Origin of the sequence: Vibrio sp. TRT 17S01 (assembly GCF_050113695.1) — a bacterium.
Classification (GTDB): domain Bacteria; phylum Pseudomonadota; class Gammaproteobacteria; order Enterobacterales; family Vibrionaceae; genus Vibrio.
The window spans coordinates 147,812-172,341 of the sequence record NZ_JBNJOG010000003.1 but is presented as its reverse complement, the minus strand read 5'-3'; the positions used below and the strand labels follow the sequence as shown (position 1 = coordinate 172,341).

Genomic DNA, 24,530 nt, shown 5'->3' with positions numbered 1-24,530 from the left:
GCGCCGTTAAACTCCGTTCTGACTATCACTTCCATTCATTAACACAAACATTTACCATCAGCCCTTTAGTTCTGATGAGCTTCCTTATGACTCAACGTATCTTCAGTGCCTATCAAGGCGAAGTCTATGGCATTGCTTTTTTCACGCACTTTGTTAATCACTACCAACACGCATCTCCTTCATTGTTTTGGCAGCACTTAGTTGATGTTGAGATACGAACAGCAGATCTACTAGAAATCGAGTTAGAAAAACATCACATCAGCTACAACCGTCATGATGCAGACATGATAAACAAAGGCATTGCTGATGCAGCTAAATGGATAGAGCTCCCGTATAACGCGTTAATTGACACATTAACCAGCTGGGTTGAACCTTACGAAAACAAATACCGTTTATGGTCACAAGAAGCATCAGATGATGAAGCACTTGTTCTCATCGCAGCTCATGAAACCGCGATATATCACTGCTTAAAAGCAGAACAAAATGGCATATCTGGCCTACCAATATTGAAGCAGTTTCTCAAAGATTATTCAGCTTAAAGCAATAAGAAAAAAGCCCTCCGTTCATAGGAGGGCTTTTGGGGTTTAGTGACTCTCGATAATGTTATTCAGGACTCAATACATATTTTACAAACATCGCATCCTGACCAAATGCCTCATTAAGCCGCTGCTTCACTTCGTCCAAAGTGATGCTGTATGAAGATGCCTCAACATTTTGAAGTATATCAATACCATAACCGTGGATCAGGTAACGGCTATAAAACCAACCTCGATCTGCGATTTCGTTTTCTAAACCTCTAAGAGCGATTGCCAATTGCTTAGCAACGATATTCAGTTCTTCCTGAGTTATGTTATCACCCAACGTATGCACTACTTTGTCGATGGCAGTTTCAATTTTCACGACATCGCTTGGAGCAACCTGAGCTTCAATAAACCAGTCAGTGCTTGGTTCGCTATCTTGACTAGCTGAAAAAGCAGTGGGAGCATAATCAAGTCCAAGCTCTTCTCTCACATAACTATCGAGTCTTTTTACCAATAAACGTTGGATCAAATCATCGACGAATGCCAGCCTTGCACTGCCCGGCGTGGCACTACGGTTGGTTACTCGCAATAAATAGTTAGTGCTTTTTTCGTTGTTTACTGCCATCTGAATACGTGATTGCGGTGACTCTATATAAGCAACATTAAAGCTCGGAATATCAGCAGGTTCAAAGCTGATTGCCGCAGCATAGGTGCGTAATACGTGAATCAGCTGAGAGGGCTCTAAATCCGCGATGATCACCAACTTATTGTTACGTAACTTTCCAAACAATTGAGTGTGTACGTCTTGGATTTGCTTATCAGTAACCAAGGCAAGATCAGGATTGGTCAATGCATGGTGCCGACTTTGTGGTTGATAAGTATTGGCGTTAATCTGTCTATTCCACTGCCCTACTGGCGAGTTGTAATAACGGTCAAGATCTTGATAGAACTCCTTTTTAACCGTTTCTATCTGTTTAGGTTCTACCTTAATATCCGTATGAATATTATAAAGTACCTTTAATGCCTCACCGATCTTGTCTTTTGGGGTGACAATTTCAATGCCATGACGAGTGAAACCAATAAACGGGTGCACGCTGATGTTGTTGGTTCTCAGGTAAGAATCAAACTGCGCACCTGAATAGTTTGCAATACCACTGCGTGTCACTACAGGGATCGCCAGCTCAGCAGCGGCAAATAAATCAGGCTCCAGAGCCGCCTTACCACCGATACTGGTCAAGAATACATTTGCAGTATCACCCGCTGTTTGGTCCTGTTGAAACCAAACTTCGATGCCATTCGACAGTTTCCAAATCACAAAATTGTCCGTTTCATCATTTCTTGAAACAATAACACCCATATTTTCTGGCTCTTTCAAACCAGATTCTTTGACCGCCATGGCAAGCGGCATGACACCTGCAAGAGCAAACTTTTCTTTCAAATCAGGCAGTGAGTTTTGTAGCTCAACCATGGATTCACTTTCATCCAGCCCTAACTCAAAGCTCTTTTCTGCACTCAATAAACTATGTATTTGCTGGTTTAGTCGCTTCAAACTTGCTTCATTAAGTAGCTGTTTTAGGCTTTGACGATAATCATCTTCAGACTGGTTCAGTTGGCTGACAGACAAGAAGATTGATCGCTCTTCTGCAAAATCCACTGCGGTGAGTTTGCTCCAGTCAAACGCAACATGCTTGAGTAACTCATGGTAGTACGACAAAATTGCATCCGCTTCACTTTGAAATACACCATGATCTCTTAGTGATGCCAATTCCCCGATAAATAACCCTTGAGCCGCTGCTCTATCGGCTGCTGGAAATGATGTACCAGTGACACTATAACGCTCGCCATGTGAATAGTAGGTTTCAGAATATATGCTTTGCGCTGGAATGGCTGCGTCTGTGAATGCATTATTTAAACGTTGAGCAATCAACTGTTGGGCGATGTCATCTAACCAATATTCGATCAAAGATGAACGGGTGTTAGTAACCCCATCACCACGGTGAATATTGATACTTAAGCTTGGCGATTCAAACTCACTAACAACATCGACAAAATCTTGTGTTTTTAACTTCAGCTTTGGCTTTTCCGGCAGTGGTTCATCGTGCGTTGCTTGCCAATCTTTGAATTTCTCCGCAATCATTGCCCTTGCTTGCTCAGCGGTAATGTCACCCGTTAGAACAATTTCTGCATACTGGGGTTGGTACCACTGTTGGTAAAACGCATTTAACGAGTCGGAGGTGGCCGTTTCAACAATCTCTTTGGTTCCTATCGGATCTCTATGCTCATAGCCACTACCTGCGATCATTTTTTCATAGACTTTTTCCGCAAGTGACTTGTTTTCCGGGCGATGGCGACGGAATTCGCCAAGAATAACGCCTTTCTCTTTCTCTACTTCATCAGCGGGAAACGTTAAACCGTCAGCGATATCTCTAAACCAAAGTAAAGCTGTATCTAGATCCGTTTTATCAGGAAGATCGAGCTTGTAAACGGTTTCGTGATAATCAGTATGAGCGTTGATGTCCGCACCAAATGTCGCACCAGATTTCTCAAACAAGGTGATGACGTCATTCGCGGTGAAGTGTTTGCTACCATTAAAGGCCATGTGCTCAACAAAGTGGGCGTAGCCTAGTTGCTGCTCTGTTTCTTCAAAAGAACCGATATGGAAAAAAAGTCTTAATGAAACAGGCGCATCATCAACAGAGCGAATGTGATATTTCAAACCGTTATCTAGCTCACCTTGAGCCCACAACGGGTCCGCCTCTATCGGCGTAGATGTGTTGGACTGCGAGCACCCCAACATAAATAAGGACATCAAAAGAAATAGTTTTTTCATAGCCATACTGCTTGTTATTGGTATCGCGACAATATAACCCACACTTATGTATCATTTATAAAACTAACCGTTGATATTATACAATTATTAAATGCATACTTTAGGCGATATTTTCCTTGTTATTCATGTGGAATCAGGTCAGAATAAATCGCCTTTCGACGATTAACTATCTATTATGACAAAATGTAACGCAACGAATAACTCTGCACTGAGCACAAGCGAATCAGATTTGTTTGATGAACAAACACTTGCTCTTCAGTCAAAAGCGCTATCGCACCCTGCCCGTATCCGAATCCTGAAGATTCTCTACACCCTAGACAAAGTCGATGGTTGCTTAAATAGCGACTTGGTCTCTGAGTTAGGTTTAGCACAATCTACCGTATCGGAGCACCTTCGCATTTTAAAATCGGCTGGCTTTATTACGACAGAACCAATGCCACCAAAGACCTGTTACCGAATCAACCAAGGTCAGTTATCACAATACCTAACGCTATTTAACGGCATTTTCTCTTAACAGTTGATGCCCTATCTAACCATAGGTGGTTAATTTCTTTTAAACAATCGCCAAACGACGATTAACGATTACTAGTTAGCAATTGAACATTTTTAAGGATTCCTTATGAATCACAACGCAAAGCCAAATATGAGCTTCCTTGATAAATACCTCACATTGTGGATTTTCCTCGCAATGGCAATCGGTGTTGCAATCGGAGCCCTATTCCCTGAAGTGAGTGAATGGAACGAAGCCATGAGTGCTGGCTCAACAAACATTCCTTTAGCCATTGGGTTAATTCTGATGATGTATCCACCTTTAGCTAAAGTGAATTATGGGTTGTTAGGTGAAGTATCTAAAGATCGCAAGGCCATCACGCTTTCTTTGATTATGAACTGGATCGTCGGCCCAATTCTGATGTTTGTCTTAGCCATTACTTTCCTTGCCGACAAACCGGGTTACATGGTCGGTATTATCTTGATAGGGCTTGCTCGATGCATTGCCATGGTATTGGTCTGGAACGATATTGGTGGTGGTAATAAAGAATACGGCGCTGCTCTCGTCGCATTAAATAGTGCTTTTCAAATTGTGACTTATAGCTTTATGGCTTGGTTATTTATTACGGTATTGCCACCGCTACTTGGCTATCAAGGATTTACCGTTGATATCTCTATGTTAGACATTGCTGAAAGCGTTGCGATTTATCTAGGTATTCCATTCCTGGCTGGTTATTTAAGCCGTAAATGGTTGGTCAAGTTAAAAGGCGAACACTGGTACAACACGGTTTTTATTCCTGCTATCTCACCAATCACTCTGATCGCCCTGCTTGCGACGATTGTATTGATGTTTAGCCTTAAGGGCGAGATGATCCTGCAATTGCCGATGGACGTTGTTCGAGTGGCTATCCCTCTCGCACTTTATTTTGTATTGATGTTCTTTACCAGCTTCTTTATTGGCAAGAAAATGGGCATTGCTTACGATAAAAATGCGTCTATCGCTTACACTGCTACTGGTAATAACTTTGAACTGGCAATAGCGGTTGCCATCGCCGTGTTCGGACTCAATTCAGACCAAGCATTTGCTGGCGTTATCGGACCATTGATTGAAGTACCCGTGTTAATCGCACTAGTTAACGTTGCACTTAAAATGAAGCAACGCTATCCACATAAAATGGGGATCACCCAACAGCCATGATTTCACTTTATTAACTGCACAGAGCCCACCAAACGGTGGGCTCAATACTACATCGTGTAGTGTTCGTATTCTGTATCCTCTTCAGAGCAGCAAAAATTCAAATTTGCCACGACGTCTTCAAATGGCATAGGCTTGTAAAAGTAGTAACCTTGGATAAGTTTAATTCCTTGCTCAAGGATAAACTCCACTTCCTCTCGTGTTTCAACCCCTTCTACAACAATGTCTGCTCCCGTTAACTTAACCAGCTTGCTGGTTAAGCGGAACATTTCTCTGCCATTTTTGCGTTTCAGATTGAGAACCAAAGAGCGGTCAATTTTCACTTTATCAAATTCAAATTTGCTCAAGTAACCAATTGAGGAATAACCTGATCCAAAATCATCTAACGCAATTTTTATCCCATAACTTCGCAGTTCTTGAAATACCGCCCACGTTGTTATTTCATCTTGAATGAGCAACTCTTCGGTGATTTCAAACTCCACTTGATTAAACGACAGAGCGCTCCTTTTAATCAGCTTGATCACCATTTGTGCAAAATCGGGAACCAGAAAGGTCTCTGGCGATATATTTATCGATATCCGGAAGACTGGATTTTTAGCAAGTGGTGCCACTTCTTCCAAGGCTGTCTTAAGCACCCACATATCCATTTCACTATTTAACCCAAGCTTGGCAAAACTGGTGAGGAAAGATGGAGGGCTAATGACTCCATCGTTGCTTCGGTGACGAATCAACACCTCCAATGATGCAATGCAGTCTTTGCCGCAATCGTATTGTGGCTGATAAAACAAGATAAAGTCCCCGTTTTTCTGTAAATCGCTCACATGACGCTGCGCCGCCAAGTTGCTGCTCATTTGCGGTAGCAGCCCCATCACATTTCGGCTACTGCCCAATTCTTGATAGTTAAAAAAGTTATCCGACATGCCCTTAGAAAACACGGTATGACTTCCAACCACCTTATCCATCTGCTTAAAAAATGGGTAATAGATCAAGATTCCTATCACCAGAATAATGATTTGCAACCCAACCGCAGACCAATCATGACCCGTTGCAATATAACCGCTTGCGAGCGGAGGCGTCATCCAACTGATGATTTCTGACACCGGATGTACCCAGCCCTGTTGCGTTGCAAAATACGCCACTGTCAAGCTCACTAACGGAACCGTTAAAAATGGGATGACTAACACCGGGTTAAAAATCACAGGTAAGCCAAATAAAATAGGTTCATTGATATTAAAAATGCTGAGGACGAGCACTGCGGCAGCTAAAGTTCGGTAGCCTCTATTACGCGTGAAGAACAACATGCAGAGCACTAAGCTCATGCAATTACCGGCCCCACCCATACCTGCATAAATGTCATAAAAATTACTGGTGAGGATCGGTAATGGAGCCCCCATCGTTTCATGTAATTCATAGCTTTGACGCGTAAACTCATACAACTCTGATTTATATGGCGAAAAAATGATGTGACCATTGATACCCATTGACCAAAACAAGTTACGTAAAAATTCATAAATCAGCGCATCGGACAAAGCGTACGAATTCAAGTCAGGGATCAACCGGCTAATACCACCTAGCACATCAACCGACTCTTTCACGGCATAACCGACCAAAGAATAGAAAACCACCAACAAGATCGTCGCACCAACAAGATTCAGCGACTGATCGACAACGTTGGGTAATTCTGACTCTAAAAACAGTTTATGGCGGTGCATAAACCTTACAGAGAAACACACCAAAAGCGGCACTATGATGGCTAACGGATAGTTCGTTGGACTCACCGTTCCCGGATGTAACCATCCCCACTCAGAACACAAGATAACGTAGATCAGCAAAGCTGGAGTGATAATCGTTGCCCGCGAAAGCTTATGATACGTCGACAGAAAGTTCGAGAAGTAAACAACCAGCAAAAATGGAAATAGTTTCCAGGTCAGCCCACTGGTGTTAATCAGGAACTCTGAGACACCGTCAAGCCCCAGCAGCATTGCACCGTTGCCAAGCAGCATGGTAAATGCCGACATTAAAGAGACCGGTAGAAGCATAACGAAAACGTTACATAGACCATTTAGGTACGCGTTTTCAGATACTTTCGTAAGAAAGAAGTAAACAGGTTTTATGTTCATTTATGACTTAATAATCCAACAACATTCAGGCAAAGCCTGATCGAAAACCGTCGCAAACTAAGTCCATGAGTTTCAATGCTTGTTGCATAGGTTGATCATTCAACAGCGCCAACTGGTGCTCCCTGAGGACCCTTCAGTGACACTCTTTGGTGAATTCTTAATAATACTGAATCCCTGCTACTCTTTGTCGAACGACAAGCATGTTTGAGTAATTAAGGAAAAATGGTCTCTCAGGTTACGCGCGCGCACATTATCTGTTTGCACTCATTTCGTCCATTCAATTAATTTATCGTGTCGATAAATTAATTATCGGCCTATAAGTTTTTTTTACTTTCTAATATGAATGGCATCTTTTAAAATAAATAATATATTTTAATATTCGTTAAAATATCAATTATTAGAAAACCAATTTAATACAAATTCCTAACAGAACTCTGAATTTAATTAAGTTTTTTATAATATTTTATTTAAGTAAAATGAAATAAAACTAGTAGTGATGTTATGTCAAAAAGAAATCACCCATTTGATAAAGTACTTATTCAGTTGCTTCAATCTCAAGGCCTCATCAAAAGCGAAGCACAGCAGAAACTCCAAAAAGAAGTGTATCGCCTGTCTCCACCAGATATTGAACGTATCCAATATCACGCAACACATTTTGGTGAATCGGCTAAACAAGAAATAATTAAAGAAATATTAAGCTATAAACGAGAAGAATATTTCAATCGACTACACGACCAATGCAATCATCCCTTTTCTCTCTCTTCATCATATTAAATATCAGATAAAACAAAGGCATGCTTAATTAAACATGCCTTTAACAAATGAATTATATATTTGAATCGCTTCAAGTCGTTGGATTTAATATTTCCTCAGGAAATGCCACCGCGTAAAGCGTCATAAAATCTTCCCGTATCAATTGCTCTAAGTGTACAGCTTTATCCGTAGGGCAGAAAATCATAAAGTGCACCTGCTGCTCCCCTGTTGAAGCGCTGGTAATATGAATATGAGGCTCTGAACCCGGCAAATCGACCCCTGCGTGCTTCTCTATCATTGTGTTGTAACGTCTTGCGACATCGATAAAATAACTGCAATGCTCTTCAATCTTATTCGTGATCTCTGGAACAAGTGGGTAAAGGTTGACGAATTTTGGCACCACAATCGAGAAATTGTGGTAAACATAGCGTTTCATAAAATTGAGGTTTTTCACCGGGTAGGTAAAAAACATGCTATTGGGTAATGTCGCGGTCTTTCCGGTGTAATGATATTGCCCATGATGCAGATCGATTTCCTGTATGACCGTTGCCATCATATTGTGCTCAATCACCTCACCACATAATTTCCCTACCTCAATCCAATCTCCGATACGAAATGAACGCGAACTTGCTCGTTGAATTGACCCGGTAAAACAAAGAATGATTTCTTTCGATGCCACAACGATCGCTACCGCAATCGCAGTCACCGACAGTGCAAATTCATTTATTTCTGACTGCCATAGAATAAACAGTATTAAAATCGTGATAGTGAATGCACCGTTTTTGGTCCGAGACATCCACATGCGCTGCTCTTCTGAAACGAAAGCAGCCTCGCCTCGAATCTTGGAAAGCGTAATGCGCTTAATTCCCCAAATGAGGAAAATAATCAACGCAGTAAAGACCAATTTATGAGTGAGAAGAAAATCGATTACGGCCTGAAACTTCTCCATACCCAACTCCTGTTATGATTAAGGGGCTCATTGGCCCCTTTGATTCTTATTTTGATGTAGTTACGTCAATTGGCAGCTTGCCTTCCTTAAACACCACAAAAGCACGTCGATTTAGCGCATTCGCATCCTCACTCTGCTCCTGTGTCAAAGGATCAAGCTCGCCAAAAGCCTTAACTTCCCATACATATTGACTAGGGTCTAGCTTTGACTGTAAATAATGCAACACAGATTCGGCTCTTTGCTCTGCAAGCTTTTCATTGTAACTAATCGAACCCTGTAAATCGGTGTGCCCAGCAATGAGTATTCTGCCTTGCAAACCTTTTAAATTATCAGCAAATTCATTTAATGATGCGAGATCAGCTTGGGGCAACACATATTTGTCGAAATCAAAATGCGACGTCATCGCCATCAGTACTTTCCTTTCTGGTTCCGGAGGAACACAGAAAGGATTTTCTTGTTGGGTTTGAGTCTGTTCAAACAGTACATACGCTCTTCGGTTTTGAGCATTCGCTTCTAATGAATTACCAGATGCCACCGGGCGCGATTCACCATAATATTTCACTTCCCAATCATATCGAGTCTCGTCAAGCTTACTTTGCATATAGGCTTTAACCGCCTCTGCCCTGCGTAATGATAACTTCTCGTTATAGGCATCACTCCCTTGATAGTCGGTATGCCCTACGATTGAAATTTGCCCATGAAGCTTTTGAATACCTTCAATGAGTTTATCGATCGACGCTCTGTCTTCTCGCTTGAGTTCTGCTTTGTCAAAATCAAAGTGTGATGCCATTGCGATACGGATATCGCGCTCAGGCACAATACATTCTCTGATTAAGAATTTTTCAACTTTAGGATCGCCAAACTTATCAATGTTTTCTTTACTTACGTAAGTATCGGTTGAGCATCCAAACAACATTAAACTGGCAAACGCCAACAAGATATTTTGGATCAGTTTACTGAAATTCATACGAAGCCCTTATAACTTACCAACCAAGTTAATAAATACACCTTTTGCATCATAATCGTCGTCATTGACGAGATTGCCATCAAAGCCAGAGAAGTTGTAACCCACTCCCACTTTAAAGTTGTCTGAAAGATGCTTGTTGAACGACACAAGAGCGCCATGTTCTAGCTCATCATTGAGTGTGTCAGTTTTCCAATGATATTCACCGGTGACTTCCCAATCTTTCATTACATGGTAGGAGGTGCTTACGCCATAAAGATTGATGTTGCTTTCAACCACTTCTACATTGCCAGAGGCACGCTCGAAATCTTCTTTCTTGTCTTTATGAGCATATTTCGCTCCCACATCAACTTTGGCATTGACTGAATAGATCCCCTCAATTTCAACGATATGGCTCTCTTCATCGGTATAATCTACCTCTCGGTCAAGGTTATCTTGATCGGCAATGTAGGTGTATCGACTTAATAGGTTGAGGCGGTCATTATAAATGGGGCGATAAGCCAAGCCACCCGTGGCCTCGATAAATCGCTCTAAAGTTTCATCAGTGTCTTTGCTCACTGATTTCGAGTAATTGTATTTACCAAACAGGGTGTATTCTTCGGTTAGATAGTGCGTGTATCGGTTGGTGGTAACAAACTGATCAATTCGTCGGCGGCTTGGGTCAACATTGTCATTCCCTTTATCGACTCGATATTCGGCCTTATGTTTGAGGTTAACATCGTTAATATCGATGTTGGCGGTAAAGGTAACGGCCCGTCGTTCCGTCACTTCCATCTGACCCAGCTCATTGGTTTTCTCAATCTCACCTTGTTGATAACCAATACCAAAATCAACATCATCGGTCATGTCGTAACCAAATCCGAATGAGTCAATGCGTCCTTTACCGTTATTCTCATCAACAAATTGATTTTCTTGGTAAAAATCCACACTAGATGTGAGATCTGCTCGTTGACCAACAATGACATTGTTCTTCCCTTCATAATTATCGTCCTGATAAGTCAGGTAGGTAGAATAATCATCTGTCACATCATATGTCAGTGTTGCTTCAGCGGCATCACCTCTATCACCAGTGGTGTATTCCCCACCGAGTTTAACGTCTTCAAACAGTCGCGCTTCAGCACCAATTGACAGGCTGTCATTATCTTCATAGCCACCGTTTTTATCGACTGTGGTTTGACCTTTTACATAGACATTCGTGTCACTGTCCCATATGTAATCAGCCCGTACCCCCGCCAATGTACCTTTACCTTTGATACTGTCGCGATTGAGCTCTTCGACCTGTTTGCCTGCAGCAGAGATTTTAATATGTTCAGTGACTTTAAGTTGGCCTTCTAATTCAACTTGTTCGGTATCAGTTTTAAGCGTGCCATCAAGTTCTATTTCTTCCATCGATGTATAGCGAGTCGCAATACTAATGCGATCCGTCGCTTGTAAACGCAGCTCAGTACCAAATGATTCCTGAGCTAGGTTGTCACTCTGGCTTGCATAGCTATAACCAGCATCTTTGGATTTATACCAAGCTTTTACATCGTTACCGACGGCGGAGAAAATTGTTGGCGCTATATCATAGAGGTTCGCGACACCTTTCACCTGTATTAGGTCACCTTCGCGCTGTTCTAAATCCGTCGCAATTGGTGTAAAGGTTAAACCGCCATCAAATGACACGTAATTCGAATCGGTTTGGCGTCCTTTGCTATGGGCAAATTCCGCTTTCAAATACGTCCCTTCCGTTGCCCTCAAGATTAAATCCGTACCATAAGATTCATAATCCTGGGCATCACGCTCTTCCGTTGCATAAGAACCACCGAGCCCGATGTAATCGTTCAACCAACCTTTAACACGGCCACCATAGGCTAGAGCGTCTTTGCTGTCTTTACCTTGCGGCACATATTCGTAATCAACAGCCAGATAGTTTTCATACCCGTCACTTGGGTCGTCATTGATAACACTCCCAAAACTATCTGAAATAATGTTATTGAGTGGACGAGTCAGAATAATTCGACCTTGGTACGCATCAATTTCGTAATCTTTCCCTTCTTGCAAAGGCACTTCACGTTCCGAGATCCCGCTGTCTTTATTAATGACTTTGACATAAACCTTGTCACTGCCGGGAATAACTTCACCATGCCGTAGGAAATATAAAGAACCACCCGTACCTAAAAACTCGTCATGAGCAAATAATGAGTCAGACGATGCAGTGAAGCCCACAATGTTCAAGCGATCTTCACCAAACTTGGTGGTCGAGCGGGTACGATAGTCACCTTTGAAACCATACAAGCTACGGTTGTAATCGTTGTTATCCGTCCCAGTTAAGCCTGTGTTGTAATTCCCCCAAAGCACCTGCGATTTATCGTATTCTAAGTCGAGATACACCTTGCCTTTAGTGTTCACTACCTTGTGAATATTGGCACCATCACCATAGTCACCGTAATACAGCTCGTCGTCATCTTCTAGAATATCAAACACACTCGAATCGTCAGCGGCAAACGGGTGCTTAAACATATCTCTAATATCGCTGTCTTTAGTATCAAAATGGGTGGTTACCCTTAACTTGTCACCAAATTTACCTTGTCCAAAATACGCCAAACGACCTTGGTTGTAGACATCATCTTGATATTGTTCGTTAACTCCTAACGCCCCAGTATTGCCCGTGACTTTATTCTTTCCGATGTAAAAGTCTGCAAGACCAGCCTGCGCGTAGTACGTATCGGGGATACGAACATACAATTGATAACGACGTTCATCGCCATTATCAAAGGTCACTTTGGTTGGGAATAGATAAGCGTCCGCGGGTAGGAACTGTTCTGCGTATAATTCACCATCTTCTACTTCAAACTCATCCTCACCAATTTGTACTTTATCCACGCCTTTTAACCCAGTTCCCATGAACTTTGCTAAGCCAGCATTGGTTGGAATGTTGTGACGCATCAATTTGGCTTTACCAAAACTACGCCCAATGGGTTCTTCTCCTTCGTTACGCTCAAGCTCCACCTCGGAGTCTGGACGCACTAGATCCATCACACCAATGGTCGTCACGTCCATATTTCCGTCTTTATCCCAAGCCTTGAAGCGAAACTGTAGCTGGTTACCCGAAGTAAAACGGTAGTCGACATCACTACTACCATCCCAACTGATGTCATAATCGTTTGCGAGCTGCTCACCCGTAATGATCGTTAATGGTTGAGAAAGGCTGCGATCTTCACCTCGAAAAATTTCAAGCTGATAGCGTGTAATGTAGTAACTGTAGTTTGTGGTAATGGTAAAGCTAACTTCATCATTCAACTTTCCATCGGCCACTTCCAACTCATCGCCAACGCTCACATCCATAACCGGATTAAAACGGGTAATATCACGACTGGCCCATATCGCCCCTTCTTCGAGATAGATACGCGAGCTATCCTCTTGCTTATGAGGCATCACTTCGATGTTCGTTGAATCAGTATCAAGCTTTTCAAGTTTACTCGTATCTTTAGCCAGCGCCGCCACAGGTAACGCTGCCAATACACACACTGCTAGTTGAGTCTTTTTAAACGTTTTCATAAATACTTACCGAGTTTAGGCTCATGTTTCATGAGCCCTTGTCATTGTTATTATTACGGTTGTTCGATTTCTTCGACCGAAACGCTAAAGTTAAATTTGGTTAACTGGTTTGGCGAAATACGCTGCACTTTCGGGTTTTCGCTGATCACTTTCATACCGGTTGGCAAAGAGTCCGTATCCACTTTTATTAGGAACTGTTTACCTTTCTTATCAAGCACCCACTGATCCGGAACGTGGTAACGGCCATATTGATCCGTCTCAATCACAATGCCTTCAACGGTTAATAAACGAACTCCAGGAATACCATCTTCATAGATCCCCTTGTTCTCAATGATGATTTCCCAAAGGAACTGATCGCCATCTTTATATAGATTACGCGTGATATTTAAGTTCTCAGCAGAGAGTCCTGATGCACGATCACCACTGTAGTTTGTTTTAATATGTCCCTCAGCATCGAATTCGATGCGTGTACCCGAATCTGTGGTCACGACCACATCAAAACCATGACGAGAGCGCGTCTTAAGTTGGAACGCTACTTGGTTGCTTTCAGGTAAAGTTCGATTCGACGAAATTCCCATCAACTCGTCTACTTCCACGCCAGCTACAAGAGGAGAGTCCATTCGCCGCACCGTTTTATTTTTTCCATGCAGATAGCTAAACGCTTGCTGTTCTAACTGTTGCTCTAAGCCATAGACATGACCAAGATGATATTTAGCTTTAAAGGCTAAATCCTTGATAGTGCGTTCTTTGCCATCCTTAACAATCACGGTTGAGTTCGGTACGTAGTCAGCTTGTGCAACATACGCTTGCACGTTGATATTAGATGCGGTGGCGTCGGCTTGGAATCCATCTTTATTGTGGTCTTCAAAGACTTTGCCAATGATCGAGGCTGTATCAAACACCTTATCAGGGACCACTTCCACCGTTGCTGATGCAGTTTTAGATTTTGGCTCTAATGCGCCCGAGCTTTGACCTTCTGGTGGCGCCATTGCAACAGCAGTGTTTACATACTTGCCAAACGTCGCACCCACGCTAACACGCAGCAGATAACGCACACGGACTTGTTCCGTGATGGTTTTTTCCGGTGTTCCGTAGGCTTGCATGTCACCAATGTTGAACGTAAGTGAGTTGGTCACTGCGGGTTCTTCAGTACTCACAACGTCATCGCCCGTATCAAAAGCACCGTCAGGGCCACTGTTGGTTATCTCCGTCGAACCTGAGACATACTCGAAGCCTGCAGGATAACGGTCGACGAGCTTGACGTTTTTAAACTCAGAGTCATTATTATTTTGGATGATCACTTCATACTCAATCACGTCCCCAACTTGAGCATCTGTTTTCAGCGCCTCTTTGGTTACTGATAATTCACCTTCGTTGTCTGCAAACTTTTTAACATGAATGGTGACATCATCCGACGCTGTACTTCCCGTCGCAGGGTCAGTAACACTAAACGTGTTCGTAATATCGTCATCCAACCCTTTGTTGAGTTCACCCTTAACTTCAATGACATAACCATTACCCATATAAGGCAAGAGATCGAGTGATACGCCGCCCTCTGGCAAGTTTAAGTCCCTATCAGTGAACTCAGCTTTAATCTGGTTTGAAGGCCACTCTTTAATGCTAACTTTCCAAGACGTGAATAGTGGGTTGCCGTTTGAACCAGTAAGCTTACTGATCTCATCCACCATTTGCGCACCCGTCACTTGGGTAGAACCTAGGTTGCTGACACGTAATAGGTAAGTTAGCTCTGAATCATCATTGGTGTATTCAGCGTTTTCACCTTTGGATGTCGTTTTATCAACAGCAAGCTGAACCGCTCTTGGTGTGATCATTGCGCTCACACTTTCAATACTGGCTTGTTGCTTGGTAGCCGCATTTGCTCGTCGACTTGAGATCGCACTTGTCGCTGTCGCCGACTCATCAATTTTATGTGCGGTGTTAACGATTTCACCCATTGCTCGCGGGTCTATCGTGCCAGTAATAATAAACTCGACGGTATCACCCGGTGCTATATCCATAGCAGCATTGATATCACTGTTTGCGCCCAAGGAACCGGCATCAACCACCGTTCTTGGATCACTGCTTTTTACTTCAACATTCCACTGAGTAAACGCATTCACCACCTCACGGTTACCCGTAGATAAATCCGGTTGAGTTTGAACTTTAATACGGGACATGGCATCACGCAGCAGTACATCATTTGCAAATCCTTTACTGTCATTCAACAGCTTGATGCGGAATACCGCTTGTTCACCAGCCACATAGATAGGGTCATCCGCCTCTTTAGTGATCACCACATGATCTGGCTCTGGCAATAAGCTTGCTTCAGCAGTAAAGCGCTGAGCACGGGTCGCATTCACGGACATGGTTACTTTGTTATCAATTCGGCCAATCGCATATCCGTTGACGATACCTTGGATTACAAACTCCACAGTGTCATTCGGTGCTAAATCGATGGTTGCATTGATGTCCTTACCGCTTCCTGAGGGATCCGGCGAGACAGTTGTTAGCGCATCGCCTTTGTTGACCTTTATCGACCACGTAGAAAATATCGGCTCAGACGTCCCATTGACTGTATCGACTTTGAGCGATGAGATTAGGTCTTTTAAATGAATACCAGCAACAAATGCTTCATTTTGGTTGGCTAAGACAACACGGAATGTTGCAGACTTTCCTGGCTCATAAGTCATCTCAGTTTCTGTGCCAGTTTCACCTACATACTTATTAAGAGTCAGCGATATTGGGCGATGTTTGATCACCGCGTGTGCCGTCTGTTCAGGCTCGCTTGCGTACTTAGCTTTTGCTTGGTTAATGATATCCGTCGTTGCATAACGGTTAACCGTGCCAAGGATAGTGAACTCGATGTAACTATTTGGCGCAATATCTGCCAATGTATCAATATTCGGGTTCTTACCATCAGGCATTGTCGCAACCGTTGTTTGCGGATGGCTGACATACGTATCAATATCCCACGATTCAAAGGCAGTCCCTGTTGAGCCATCGACCAAGCTGACTGTGACGTCATTCATCAAATCCTGAATGGCCACATTGTCAGCAAAACCATCCCCTTCATTCGCAATGCGAACCTTGAATTGTGCTAATTGACCCGCTTGATAGAACTCACGATCAGCAGACTTGCTGATTGTAATTACCGCAGGTTTTGGTTTTAGCTGTGCAGCACTTGTTTGGACTTTGCCGTCAAAGGTTGCTTTGGCTTCATTATCAATAATACCAATGGCTTTCTTGTTAACTTCACCACGCACAGTAAATTCAATCGTATCGTTTGGTGCTAAATCGATAGTATGGCGAATATCTTGATTCCAAGAATACGTCGATACGTCAACTTCTGTCGCCGGATCACCCGCTTTATACGTTACTAACCAGTTGGAGAAAGCTGGTTGTGGGCTGCCTTCTGTTGTATCGACATTCAAATTAGTAATGATGTCTTCCAATCGAATATCGTTCGCAAATGCCGCATCTTTATTTTCAATAAGGATCTTGAATCCATTCACTGTTCCCGGTGAAAAGTACTCGTCGATTGGTGTTTTAGTAATCGTAATATTTGGTACCAACAAAGAACTTACTGCTTCATCAGTCAACGTATTACCATTAAATTCGACACTCACGTTATTGGTAACGTCACCAACAATTTCTTGCTTGAGCTTGCCACTAATGGTGACCGTGATGGTGTCAGATGGAGCAATATCTATGGTTTCATCGATAAAATCATCCACCGAAGTTGGAAGCAAAGTGCCCTTATCAGATCGCCCTGTAATTTGAATACTTCCAGACTCAAAGGCTGAAATTGTATCGCCATGAATCGATTCGGCGGTGATGCGATTAACAAAGTCTTGGACTTGAACACCAGACGCCCAAGCTCGTGTTGTATTCGTAATAACAATGGTATAAGTCAGAGTGTCACCACTCAGATAGACAGGTTTGTCTACGACTTTCGACACACTCAGCACCGCATCAACGGGTTGGTATATCGCATCATCACTCGCCGCATCGATATCATCTGCTGTTACATCAACTTGGTTTCGAATCTCGCCAACAATGTTATAGGCCACGGTTCCAACTAGATGCAGTTCAATTTTACTTCCCGGAGCCAAATTGTAGACACCAGAGAAAGCGTCAGTCGCGTCCATTGACGTTTCAGAAATAACATGAGTTTTGCTGCTACCTGCATCTACAACCTTGACAGTGCTCTTCGATGGGTCCCATTTATCAAACACGCGAGCAGAGATTATGCTGCCAACGGCATCTGCACGTACACTTGTGACAAGATCTTCGATGCGTACATTTTTTGCGTAGCCTGCTCCGGTATTCTCAACGACGATATCAAAACCAATCTCATCGCCGGGTGCATACACGGCTGGAGAAATAGACGGTTCTTTGTCCACAGAAATCGCACCGGGAACCGGATAAATGAAGTGTTGTTGTAGGCTATATTGCTTGCCGTCCACGTATAACGTATTGCCAAACTTACCTACCGCATCAGCTCGCACTTTACCAACAACATCGATTTTAACCACCGTTGGTTCGGTGGTTGCCGCACCCAGTTTGACCAGAGCATTAATGTCGCCGCTGGTTGGAATTGCAGATATATCATTGTGAGCAGCACCCACGTTGCTGATGACATTGGCACTGATGGTCCAACTTTCGAGGGCAGTTTGCATGCTTCCATCTGCAGTTTCTACTTGGAATTTGGAAATCTCATCCAACACTTGTACATCTGCGTTTGTATCGGCTTTATTTGCTATATACATGGAGTAGCGTACTTCACCACCTGGGGTATAGGTTGGTGTATCCGTCATTTTCATCGCTAGGACTTCAGCATCGCCCTGCGCCAACAGCACCTCATTGGAATCGAGATTATTTACTTTTGCGATGTTGGTGATGGTTCCTGTTGCGTCATCATCAACGGTACCAGATAGCGCAAAAACCACCTTATCACCCGACATGAGATCAAAGGTTGCATCGAGCGGCTTGTTGCCGTGGTAGTTACCGGTAATGGAAAAACGATCCGCAGGTGGCTGTTCAATAATCGTAGTAGAAATACTATTGAATGCCTTAGCACCCGTTGAGGTCATAATTGCGTTCAGTTTATCAACAACATGGACGTCATTAGCAATGCCCTCACCGTTATTTTCAATCGAAACTTGATACTCGACCTGACCACTTGGATTATACTCACACCCGGTTCCGGTTGATGACGGGAACGTACAGTGGTTGCCGTCAGCAGTGGTGTTTGTGACGACCTTATTAAAGGTAAGATTAGGAGCAACTGGCGGTATCTCGTCGGTATCAACACTATGCTGCCCACCAGTCGCACGGTTTGCTGCAATTACGCCAAGAGCGTCATCTCGTATCGTCCCTTTAATGGTGAAAGTAATGGTTTCACCCGGTGCAATATCTGAAACAATATCTAAATCACCGTTAGTGTCATAACGAGGGAGATAAGTATCTACATCACTATCAATACCTTGCGAGATCGTATGCGTAATTTCCGTATGAGAAAACGCAGGTTCAACACCACCACCTAACACTTCCACCGTTACAGCAGAAAGTAGATCTTTCAAGACGCTATTGTCTCGCCAAACTGGTTCTGTATTTGCCACCGTAAATCGATAAACAACTTCTTCACCCGGTTTGTATGTCGCACCAGAGGAATAAGGTCGCCCCCCAATGGAAACAATCTCTTTAGCAACGTCTAGCTTAGACTTATCTGGGTTAATCTGAGATTTACCAAATCTGGTGCCATTGTATTTAGGTTGGATGGTGATAGCTGTCATTGCGTCATCGCGAATTTGCGATTCGACCTTAAAATCAATCCAACCACCAGCAGCAATAGAGAGCTTTGGAATATCAATATCTAAATTTGCACCACCTACAAATTTGCCGATATTTGTGGTGATTTCATCAGACTTAGTAACGCTGACCTGCCAAGTTGCGGGTTCATAAACAATGCCATGTTGATTATCCACTTCACCAGCTGCGTCTTGTGCAATTTTGGCTTTCAGCTTAGTAAATTCTTCCAGTAAGTTAGCGTTGTATTCTGTACCTTTACCTTGGTTATCAATTCTTAGGTGGTAAACAACTTTTTGCTCTTCAGGAAGATGATTGTAGTTTTTCTTTAACGTGCCAAACGTCGCATCAGTATAAGCTGCGTGCTTTTTCTTTAACTCTGCAGGCAACATGCTTGAGCGCTCAGAATTTAGCGTGTGTCTACCATCCACAACGGCACTATTTCGGAACTCGCCTACCGCTTTATCAGACACCTTCGCTGTAATGACGTAACGCACATAAGTGCCATCGGGTACAAATGAGGCACCTGCAAGGTTAAAGTGGGTATCGATGTTACTGTTGTCACTAACGGCGCCAGCAGAGCTGTATGAACTAGAGTCAACCTCTGACTTTATTGTCCAGTTGGTAAATGCAGGGCCTGTCGTGCCGTCAAAGTAATCGGTCGTGATCCCCGAGATATCATCTTTAATCGAAATGTTTTTTAAGTGGACGTTGTTTTTATTTTTAAGATCAATCTGATAGACCACATAACCGCCCGGCGTGTAGCCACCTGAAAGTTCTGTCACGCCATCTTTATCAAGGTACTTAGTGACATGTTTTTCGAAATCAAACTTCTGGGTATTCGGTTTGGTTTCAGCACTAACCGTATCTCCATCAACAGAAAGCAGATTAACAATACTACCTACAGCTTGTGAATTTACTTTGGCGGTGATTTTGTAATCGATGGTTTCACCAGCCGGAACAGAAATATGTGTATCAATATCTTTGTTGTTCTCAATAGTGCCATCGAGATCGACTTGAGCCCATTTACTACCACCAACGACTGCCGGCTCAATCGTCCAACCAGAATTAAAAGCAAAACCCGTAGAACCATCTAGCAACTCGGTCTTTATGCTTGAAATTCTATCAACGAGCGCAATCTGATAGGCATTTCCTTTCCCATCATTACTTACGGTCAGGTGATATACCAAATTCTGACCCGGCTCATAGTTCTTTTGATCAACCGTTTTACTAAACTTCAGATGATACTCATATGGATTAACCGTAATACCACCAATAGTGATATCTCCGGTAGCATCTTCACGTACAACGCCTTCAACCGTGTACAACACATAGTCTTTTCCAGCTACGTCAATAGTAGTGTCAATGTTCGTATTGTTAGCAACCGTTCCATCGAGCTTGCCATCCGTGGTTCCGTCGCCACCATTGTCATTTTCTCGCTCCACAGCAACGGTGAAAGTATCGTTAAATGGATTCGCTTTGCTGCCATCTAGAAGCTGAACTTGAACGCCTTTGATGTCTTCTGTCACGCGATGATTATTTTCATACCCCGTTTGCGAAGACACTTTGACGGTATATTTCAAAGTATCACCCGGTGCGTAGTAACGGCTTTCTTTACCATTAACATAGAGTTTTCTATCCACATCAGCGCCATTTTGGGCTTTTTCCATTTCATGATGGGAAACGTGTGACTTTTGACTCACATAGCCAAACTCTCTATAGACATACGCATCGTTGGCAATCTTTTGCTCGAGAATGCCACCCGCATTACGCGAACCAATGACGTTGTCCTTGATTTTTGCCCTAATTTTTAGGACTCGCTGCGCTCCCCCTGCTAGAGAGAATGTTTGCGTTTTATCACCTTCAGGATAGATCAGATCTTCATTTGTTTTGCCATGCCACCCAGCACCATCACCGTAGTCAAATTGCCAATATTCGAATGGAGACTGATCTTCAAAGTCTGCGAAATGGTTGTCCTTTTTATTGGCTAAAACAGACTTAATCGCGGTAAGCGGGTCAACAACTTTTAACTTGGCCGCCACACTTGGGCTGTTGTTTAGCAAGATAATGCTGTATTCGACAAACTGACCCGGGACAAAATGGTTCACATCTGCTGTTTTAAGAATAGAGACATTCAATGAATCTAGACCAGAACCGCCAATCTCAGCCGATGCAGATTGATCAAGGTCATTCACTGGGTCATGTATTTCTACCGTGTTTGCGATCTCAGGCTTGGCATAATCGTTTTTCACTAAGCCGTATACGGTATAGCTAACAAAACCCATGCCTTCGGGAGTTTTGGGGTCAATATCAATTTTGGTATTGATGTTACCGTTATCGGGATAATTTGACTTCGAACCTGCATAACTGCCTGTTTTATGGGGCGTATTGTTATCATCCGTATTAGATGTGATTGTCCACTTTGAAAAAGCATCCAATCCAATAATGTCATCATTAACAGACACTTCATTCGCATAACCGGCACCACGGTTATACACGGTGATGTCAAACGTCACCCATTGGCCCGGAATCAACGCTTCATCCGGCGTTGTTTTAATAACAACTACGTTGGGTTCTTTTGGATAGACGACAACACGATCTGACGTCTCACTTTGTGAATCTGAATCCGGTGTTTCTACTGTTGCCGTGTTCTCAATCTTCTTGTAGATGATTTCATCTTCATTGCTACGATCAATTTGACCAATAATGGTGTAGACAACCTCTACGTTTGGTGGAATTTGAGCGACGGTATCTAAATCTGCGTTATCCGAAAACGTACCAACATCCGTGTATGTTGCATTGCCATTTAGCAACGAATTGTCTGAAATAATTTCCGCAGAAATCGTCCAAGACTTGAAGACTGGCTTACTTTGACTGTCCGGCTCCAATATGCCTGCTTGAATCGATGAAATAGCATCTTTGACCTTTACATTGGTAGCAAAACCATTCCCTTTCTCATTCTTCACATGTAGCTGGTACGAAATCTCATTCTCTAATTTTGAGTAGCTGGTTTTGTCACCATGAAAACCAGTGTCAGTGTTGGTTTTCACTGTTTTATTGAGAGCAATAGAAAAGTCTTTGGGATCGGAACCGCGGTCAGCATAAACCGTATCATCCACCGTCACACTATTTTGAATGTGCCCGTTAGCTAATGGCTCTGTTTGTGCCTGAATGGTGTAAACAATGTAACTATGAGGTTCAATGGTTGCTTCTACATCAAGAATGTCTGGGCTCGTGATCGAACCCGAAACACCAGTATCCGTTGACGTAGCAACAGTACCGTCTGCATGAAACGCTTGCGCTGTAATCGTCCAGCTACGAAATGCATTGATGGATGATCCATGAATATCGACCGTTTCAACCTTAGAAACGTCATCAACAACTCGAACTTGGTTCGCGTAGCCATCCCCATCATTGTCAATGCGGATAGTGTAAGTGAGAGTATCTCCAGAAGAATAATAGCGCGTGTCGACATCCTTACTTGCACGTAAGTTATCTTCTGGCATTTGGATACCAGAGCCATCTTCAGTAATGTTATCAGAGCACGCTGGATTATTATCCAAAATCAGTCCAACGCTGGTATCACTTACTTTGGCGGTGAGTTTGTAGTGGATTTCTTTACCCGGAGCAATATCGGGTGACACTGTCACTGGAGAAGTTAACCAAGTACCATAGTTATACGTTCCGGGATCAGAACCCAAAGCATCTTCACCAGACACCACGTCCAGTTTCCACTCAGAGAAAGCTTGCCCCGGACCAGCTCCACCCGCTTGCTCTGTCTGAATACAGGTCATGTCATCAATCACTGCCAAGTTATTGGCAAAGTACTTTGAAGAGCTATTCGAAACATAGATATCGTAGATAACTTCATTCCCTGGAGTATATTGGGAAGCGTTTGTCGTTTTCTTAAGTTTGATCTCTGGGTCTTCGACATTCAGTACTTTTTCAGCGGGAATACTGTCTGAAATCTGAGCATCTTCAATAAACTTGCCGTTGTTATCAAATAACGCGGCATTGGCACCTTGAATATTGCCAATCGCGACTTGAGAGAGAGTTGCTAGAATTTCATAAGTAATCGACTCGCCCGGATAAATCGATACTGTGTCATCAAAATCTATATTGCTTTGCTCACCTGCAGTTAAATAGGCAGACGTTGTATTGGCTCCTGAGTCAATGACTTTGATTTTCCAACTGACAAATAAATTGCCAGAAACATCCTCATGATTAAATGCTGGTTGTAAGTTGTTGCCTAAACCTAAGCGAGACTCTAAAGAGGCAATATTGTGTTTAACATGATAATCATGGGCAATTCCCAACCCCGTGTTTTCAACTTTCACCGTAAACACTCGTTCACCATTAATAAGGTATGGCTGCGAATGATTTATCTGTTGTGAAATTGAAACTGAGGCATCAATAGGAGGCGTCGTGATCACATTAGAACTCACATCACCATCTTTTGTATGCGCACTTGCCGAAGTAATAATATCCCCAACTAACCCATCACTCACTTTCACCGTAATGGTATAAGTTAACGTTCCGCCAAGACCTATCATGGCATCTGTTACCGACAGATCTCCCCCGGCACTATAGTTACCAAGCTCACTTTCAGAGCCCGTTTTGCTACCAACAATGGCAACATCACTAAATGTTGCGATGTTTACCCCGTCACTGTTTTCTGCAACAAGGGAAGCAAATGGCTGGGAAATATCAAGGCCACGTACAGCATAACTGCCAGTATTAGTGACTCTAAGCGTATAAACTAGCGTTTGATTGATCTGATACTGAGCTTTATCAACAGATAGGTCGACTGAGTAGGAGTAAGGTACAGGAGTATAAGTGGCAAACGTAGAAGGAACAAACAACTCCCCTACTCCATCTCCATCGATATCTGCAGTCACCTTTGTCGTATTGAGCTCAAATGATCCCGTGATTTCATCAGAAACTTTTCCAACAAAGGTGTAGGTCACCTTTCCAAGAGGTGCTAACGTCACTCCTGTTGCTTTTAAGTTGGTGTTATTGTCTGGGTAAGAACCCGCATCCGATCCCCAACTGTGACTAGAAGTGATCGCCAGTTCAGAAAATGTTTTAGCAGATCCAGATTCCGTCGTGGCAGTCGTATCCCAGAGTAAATCTTGAACAGAAATATCGGTATATCGTGATGTGGTTGTATTTTGGACGGTCACCGTGTAGGTGATCTCCTTACCACTTTCGTACTGCATTGTCCGAGGTGATACTTCAACCACCAATTCTCCCGCTGCCTGTGCCGCAGAAGCTAAAAAGATCAGACAAACGAACATAAGAGACAATACACGGTTTACTGTTTTTCTTAGACTCACTACTGTTTCCTGCTTGATAACGCTT

Annotated in this window: 10 protein-coding genes; 4 read left to right on the top strand and 6 right to left on the bottom strand. The window is 43.0% G+C overall.

Features of this window, described 5'->3' with window-relative positions; genetic code table 11:
• The first annotated feature begins 86 nt into the window (after window positions 1–86).
• A complete protein-coding gene (locus ACQEXS_RS06325; RefSeq protein WP_427009708.1) occupies window positions 87–539 on the top strand; it encodes a hypothetical protein in 453 nt (150 codons plus the stop codon).
• A gap of 64 nt (window positions 540–603) precedes the next feature.
• Here the strand turns inward: ACQEXS_RS06325 and ACQEXS_RS06320 are convergent, their stop codons facing one another.
• Window positions 604–3,351, bottom strand: coding sequence for a M16 family metallopeptidase (locus ACQEXS_RS06320; protein WP_427013200.1), 2,748 nt, complete (start codon window positions 3,349–3,351; stop codon window positions 604–606).
• 172 nt (window positions 3,352–3,523) lie between these two features.
• On the opposite strand from ACQEXS_RS06320, the gene ACQEXS_RS06315 reads away from it, so the two are divergent.
• Both ACQEXS_RS06315 and arsB read left to right on the top strand, forming a co-directional pair.
• Window positions 3,524–3,865 (top strand): ArsR/SmtB family transcription factor, encoded by a 342-nt coding sequence (locus ACQEXS_RS06315; protein ID WP_374144855.1) that lies wholly within the window; start codon window positions 3,524–3,526, stop codon window positions 3,863–3,865.
• Window positions 3,866–3,970: 105 nt separating this feature from the next.
• Entirely contained in the window at window positions 3,971–5,038 is a 1,068-nt protein-coding gene (arsB, locus tag ACQEXS_RS06310) for an ACR3 family arsenite efflux transporter (protein WP_427013199.1), read from the top strand.
• A gap of 47 nt (window positions 5,039–5,085) precedes the next feature.
• Here arsB and ACQEXS_RS06305 read toward each other — a convergent pair whose 3' ends face one another.
• The gene (locus tag ACQEXS_RS06305; protein ID WP_427013198.1) at window positions 5,086–7,155 is read right to left on the bottom strand and encodes an EAL domain-containing protein; all 2,070 of its coding nucleotides are present in this window, start codon (window positions 7,153–7,155) and stop codon (window positions 5,086–5,088) included.
• Window positions 7,156–7,656: 501 nt separating this feature from the next.
• Here ACQEXS_RS06305 and ACQEXS_RS06300 point away from each other — a divergent pair.
• A complete protein-coding gene (locus tag ACQEXS_RS06300) occupies window positions 7,657–7,929 on the top strand; it encodes a hypothetical protein (RefSeq protein WP_367989648.1) in 273 nt (90 codons plus the stop codon).
• Between the two features lie 70 nt (window positions 7,930–7,999).
• On the opposite strand, the gene ACQEXS_RS06295 is transcribed toward ACQEXS_RS06300, so the two are convergent.
• Genes ACQEXS_RS06295 through ACQEXS_RS06280 form a run of 4 tightly spaced genes read right to left on the bottom strand, consistent with a single transcriptional unit; the run spans window position 8,000 to window position 24,466 of the window.
• Window positions 8,000–8,857 (bottom strand): mechanosensitive ion channel family protein, encoded by an 858-nt coding sequence (locus ACQEXS_RS06295; RefSeq protein WP_427009712.1) that lies wholly within the window; start codon window positions 8,855–8,857, stop codon window positions 8,000–8,002.
• A 46-nt stretch (window positions 8,858–8,903) separates the two neighbouring features.
• The gene (locus ACQEXS_RS06290; RefSeq protein ID WP_427013197.1) at window positions 8,904–9,824 is read right to left on the bottom strand and encodes an OmpA family protein; all 921 of its coding nucleotides are present in this window, start codon (window positions 9,822–9,824) and stop codon (window positions 8,904–8,906) included.
• Between the two features lie 9 nt (window positions 9,825–9,833).
• Window positions 9,834–13,361: a hypothetical protein gene (locus tag ACQEXS_RS06285; RefSeq protein WP_427013196.1), complete on the bottom strand. Its 3,528-nt coding sequence runs from the start codon at window positions 13,359–13,361 to the stop codon at window positions 9,834–9,836.
• Window positions 13,362–13,414: 53 nt separating this feature from the next.
• Window positions 13,415–24,466 carry a DUF11 domain-containing protein gene (locus ACQEXS_RS06280; RefSeq protein WP_427013396.1) on the bottom strand — a complete coding sequence of 3,684 codons (11,052 nt, stop codon included), beginning with the start codon at window positions 24,464–24,466 and terminating at the stop codon, window positions 13,415–13,417.
• Window positions 24,467–24,530: the final 64 nt, after the last annotated feature.

Coding starts and splice junctions, on each gene's coding strand:
- ACQEXS_RS06325 (WP_427009708.1), top strand. CDS start 87: ATGACTCAACGTATCTTCAGTGCCTATCAAGGCGAAGTCTATGGCATT.
- ACQEXS_RS06320 (WP_427013200.1), bottom strand. CDS start 3,351: ATGAAAAAACTATTTCTTTTGATGTCCTTATTTATGTTGGGGTGCTCG.
- arsB (WP_427013199.1), top strand. CDS start 3,971: ATGAATCACAACGCAAAGCCAAATATGAGCTTCCTTGATAAATACCTC.
- ACQEXS_RS06305 (WP_427013198.1), bottom strand. CDS start 7,155: ATGAACATAAAACCTGTTTACTTCTTTCTTACGAAAGTATCTGAAAAC.
- ACQEXS_RS06300 (WP_367989648.1), top strand. CDS start 7,657: ATGTCAAAAAGAAATCACCCATTTGATAAAGTACTTATTCAGTTGCTT.
- ACQEXS_RS06295 (WP_427009712.1), bottom strand. CDS start 8,857: ATGGAGAAGTTTCAGGCCGTAATCGATTTTCTTCTCACTCATAAATTG.
- ACQEXS_RS06290 (WP_427013197.1), bottom strand. CDS start 9,824: ATGAATTTCAGTAAACTGATCCAAAATATCTTGTTGGCGTTTGCCAGT.
- ACQEXS_RS06285 (WP_427013196.1), bottom strand. CDS start 13,361: ATGAAAACGTTTAAAAAGACTCAACTAGCAGTGTGTGTATTGGCAGCG.
- ACQEXS_RS06280 (WP_427013396.1), bottom strand. CDS start 24,466: ATGTTCGTTTGTCTGATCTTTTTAGCTTCTGCGGCACAGGCAGCGGGA.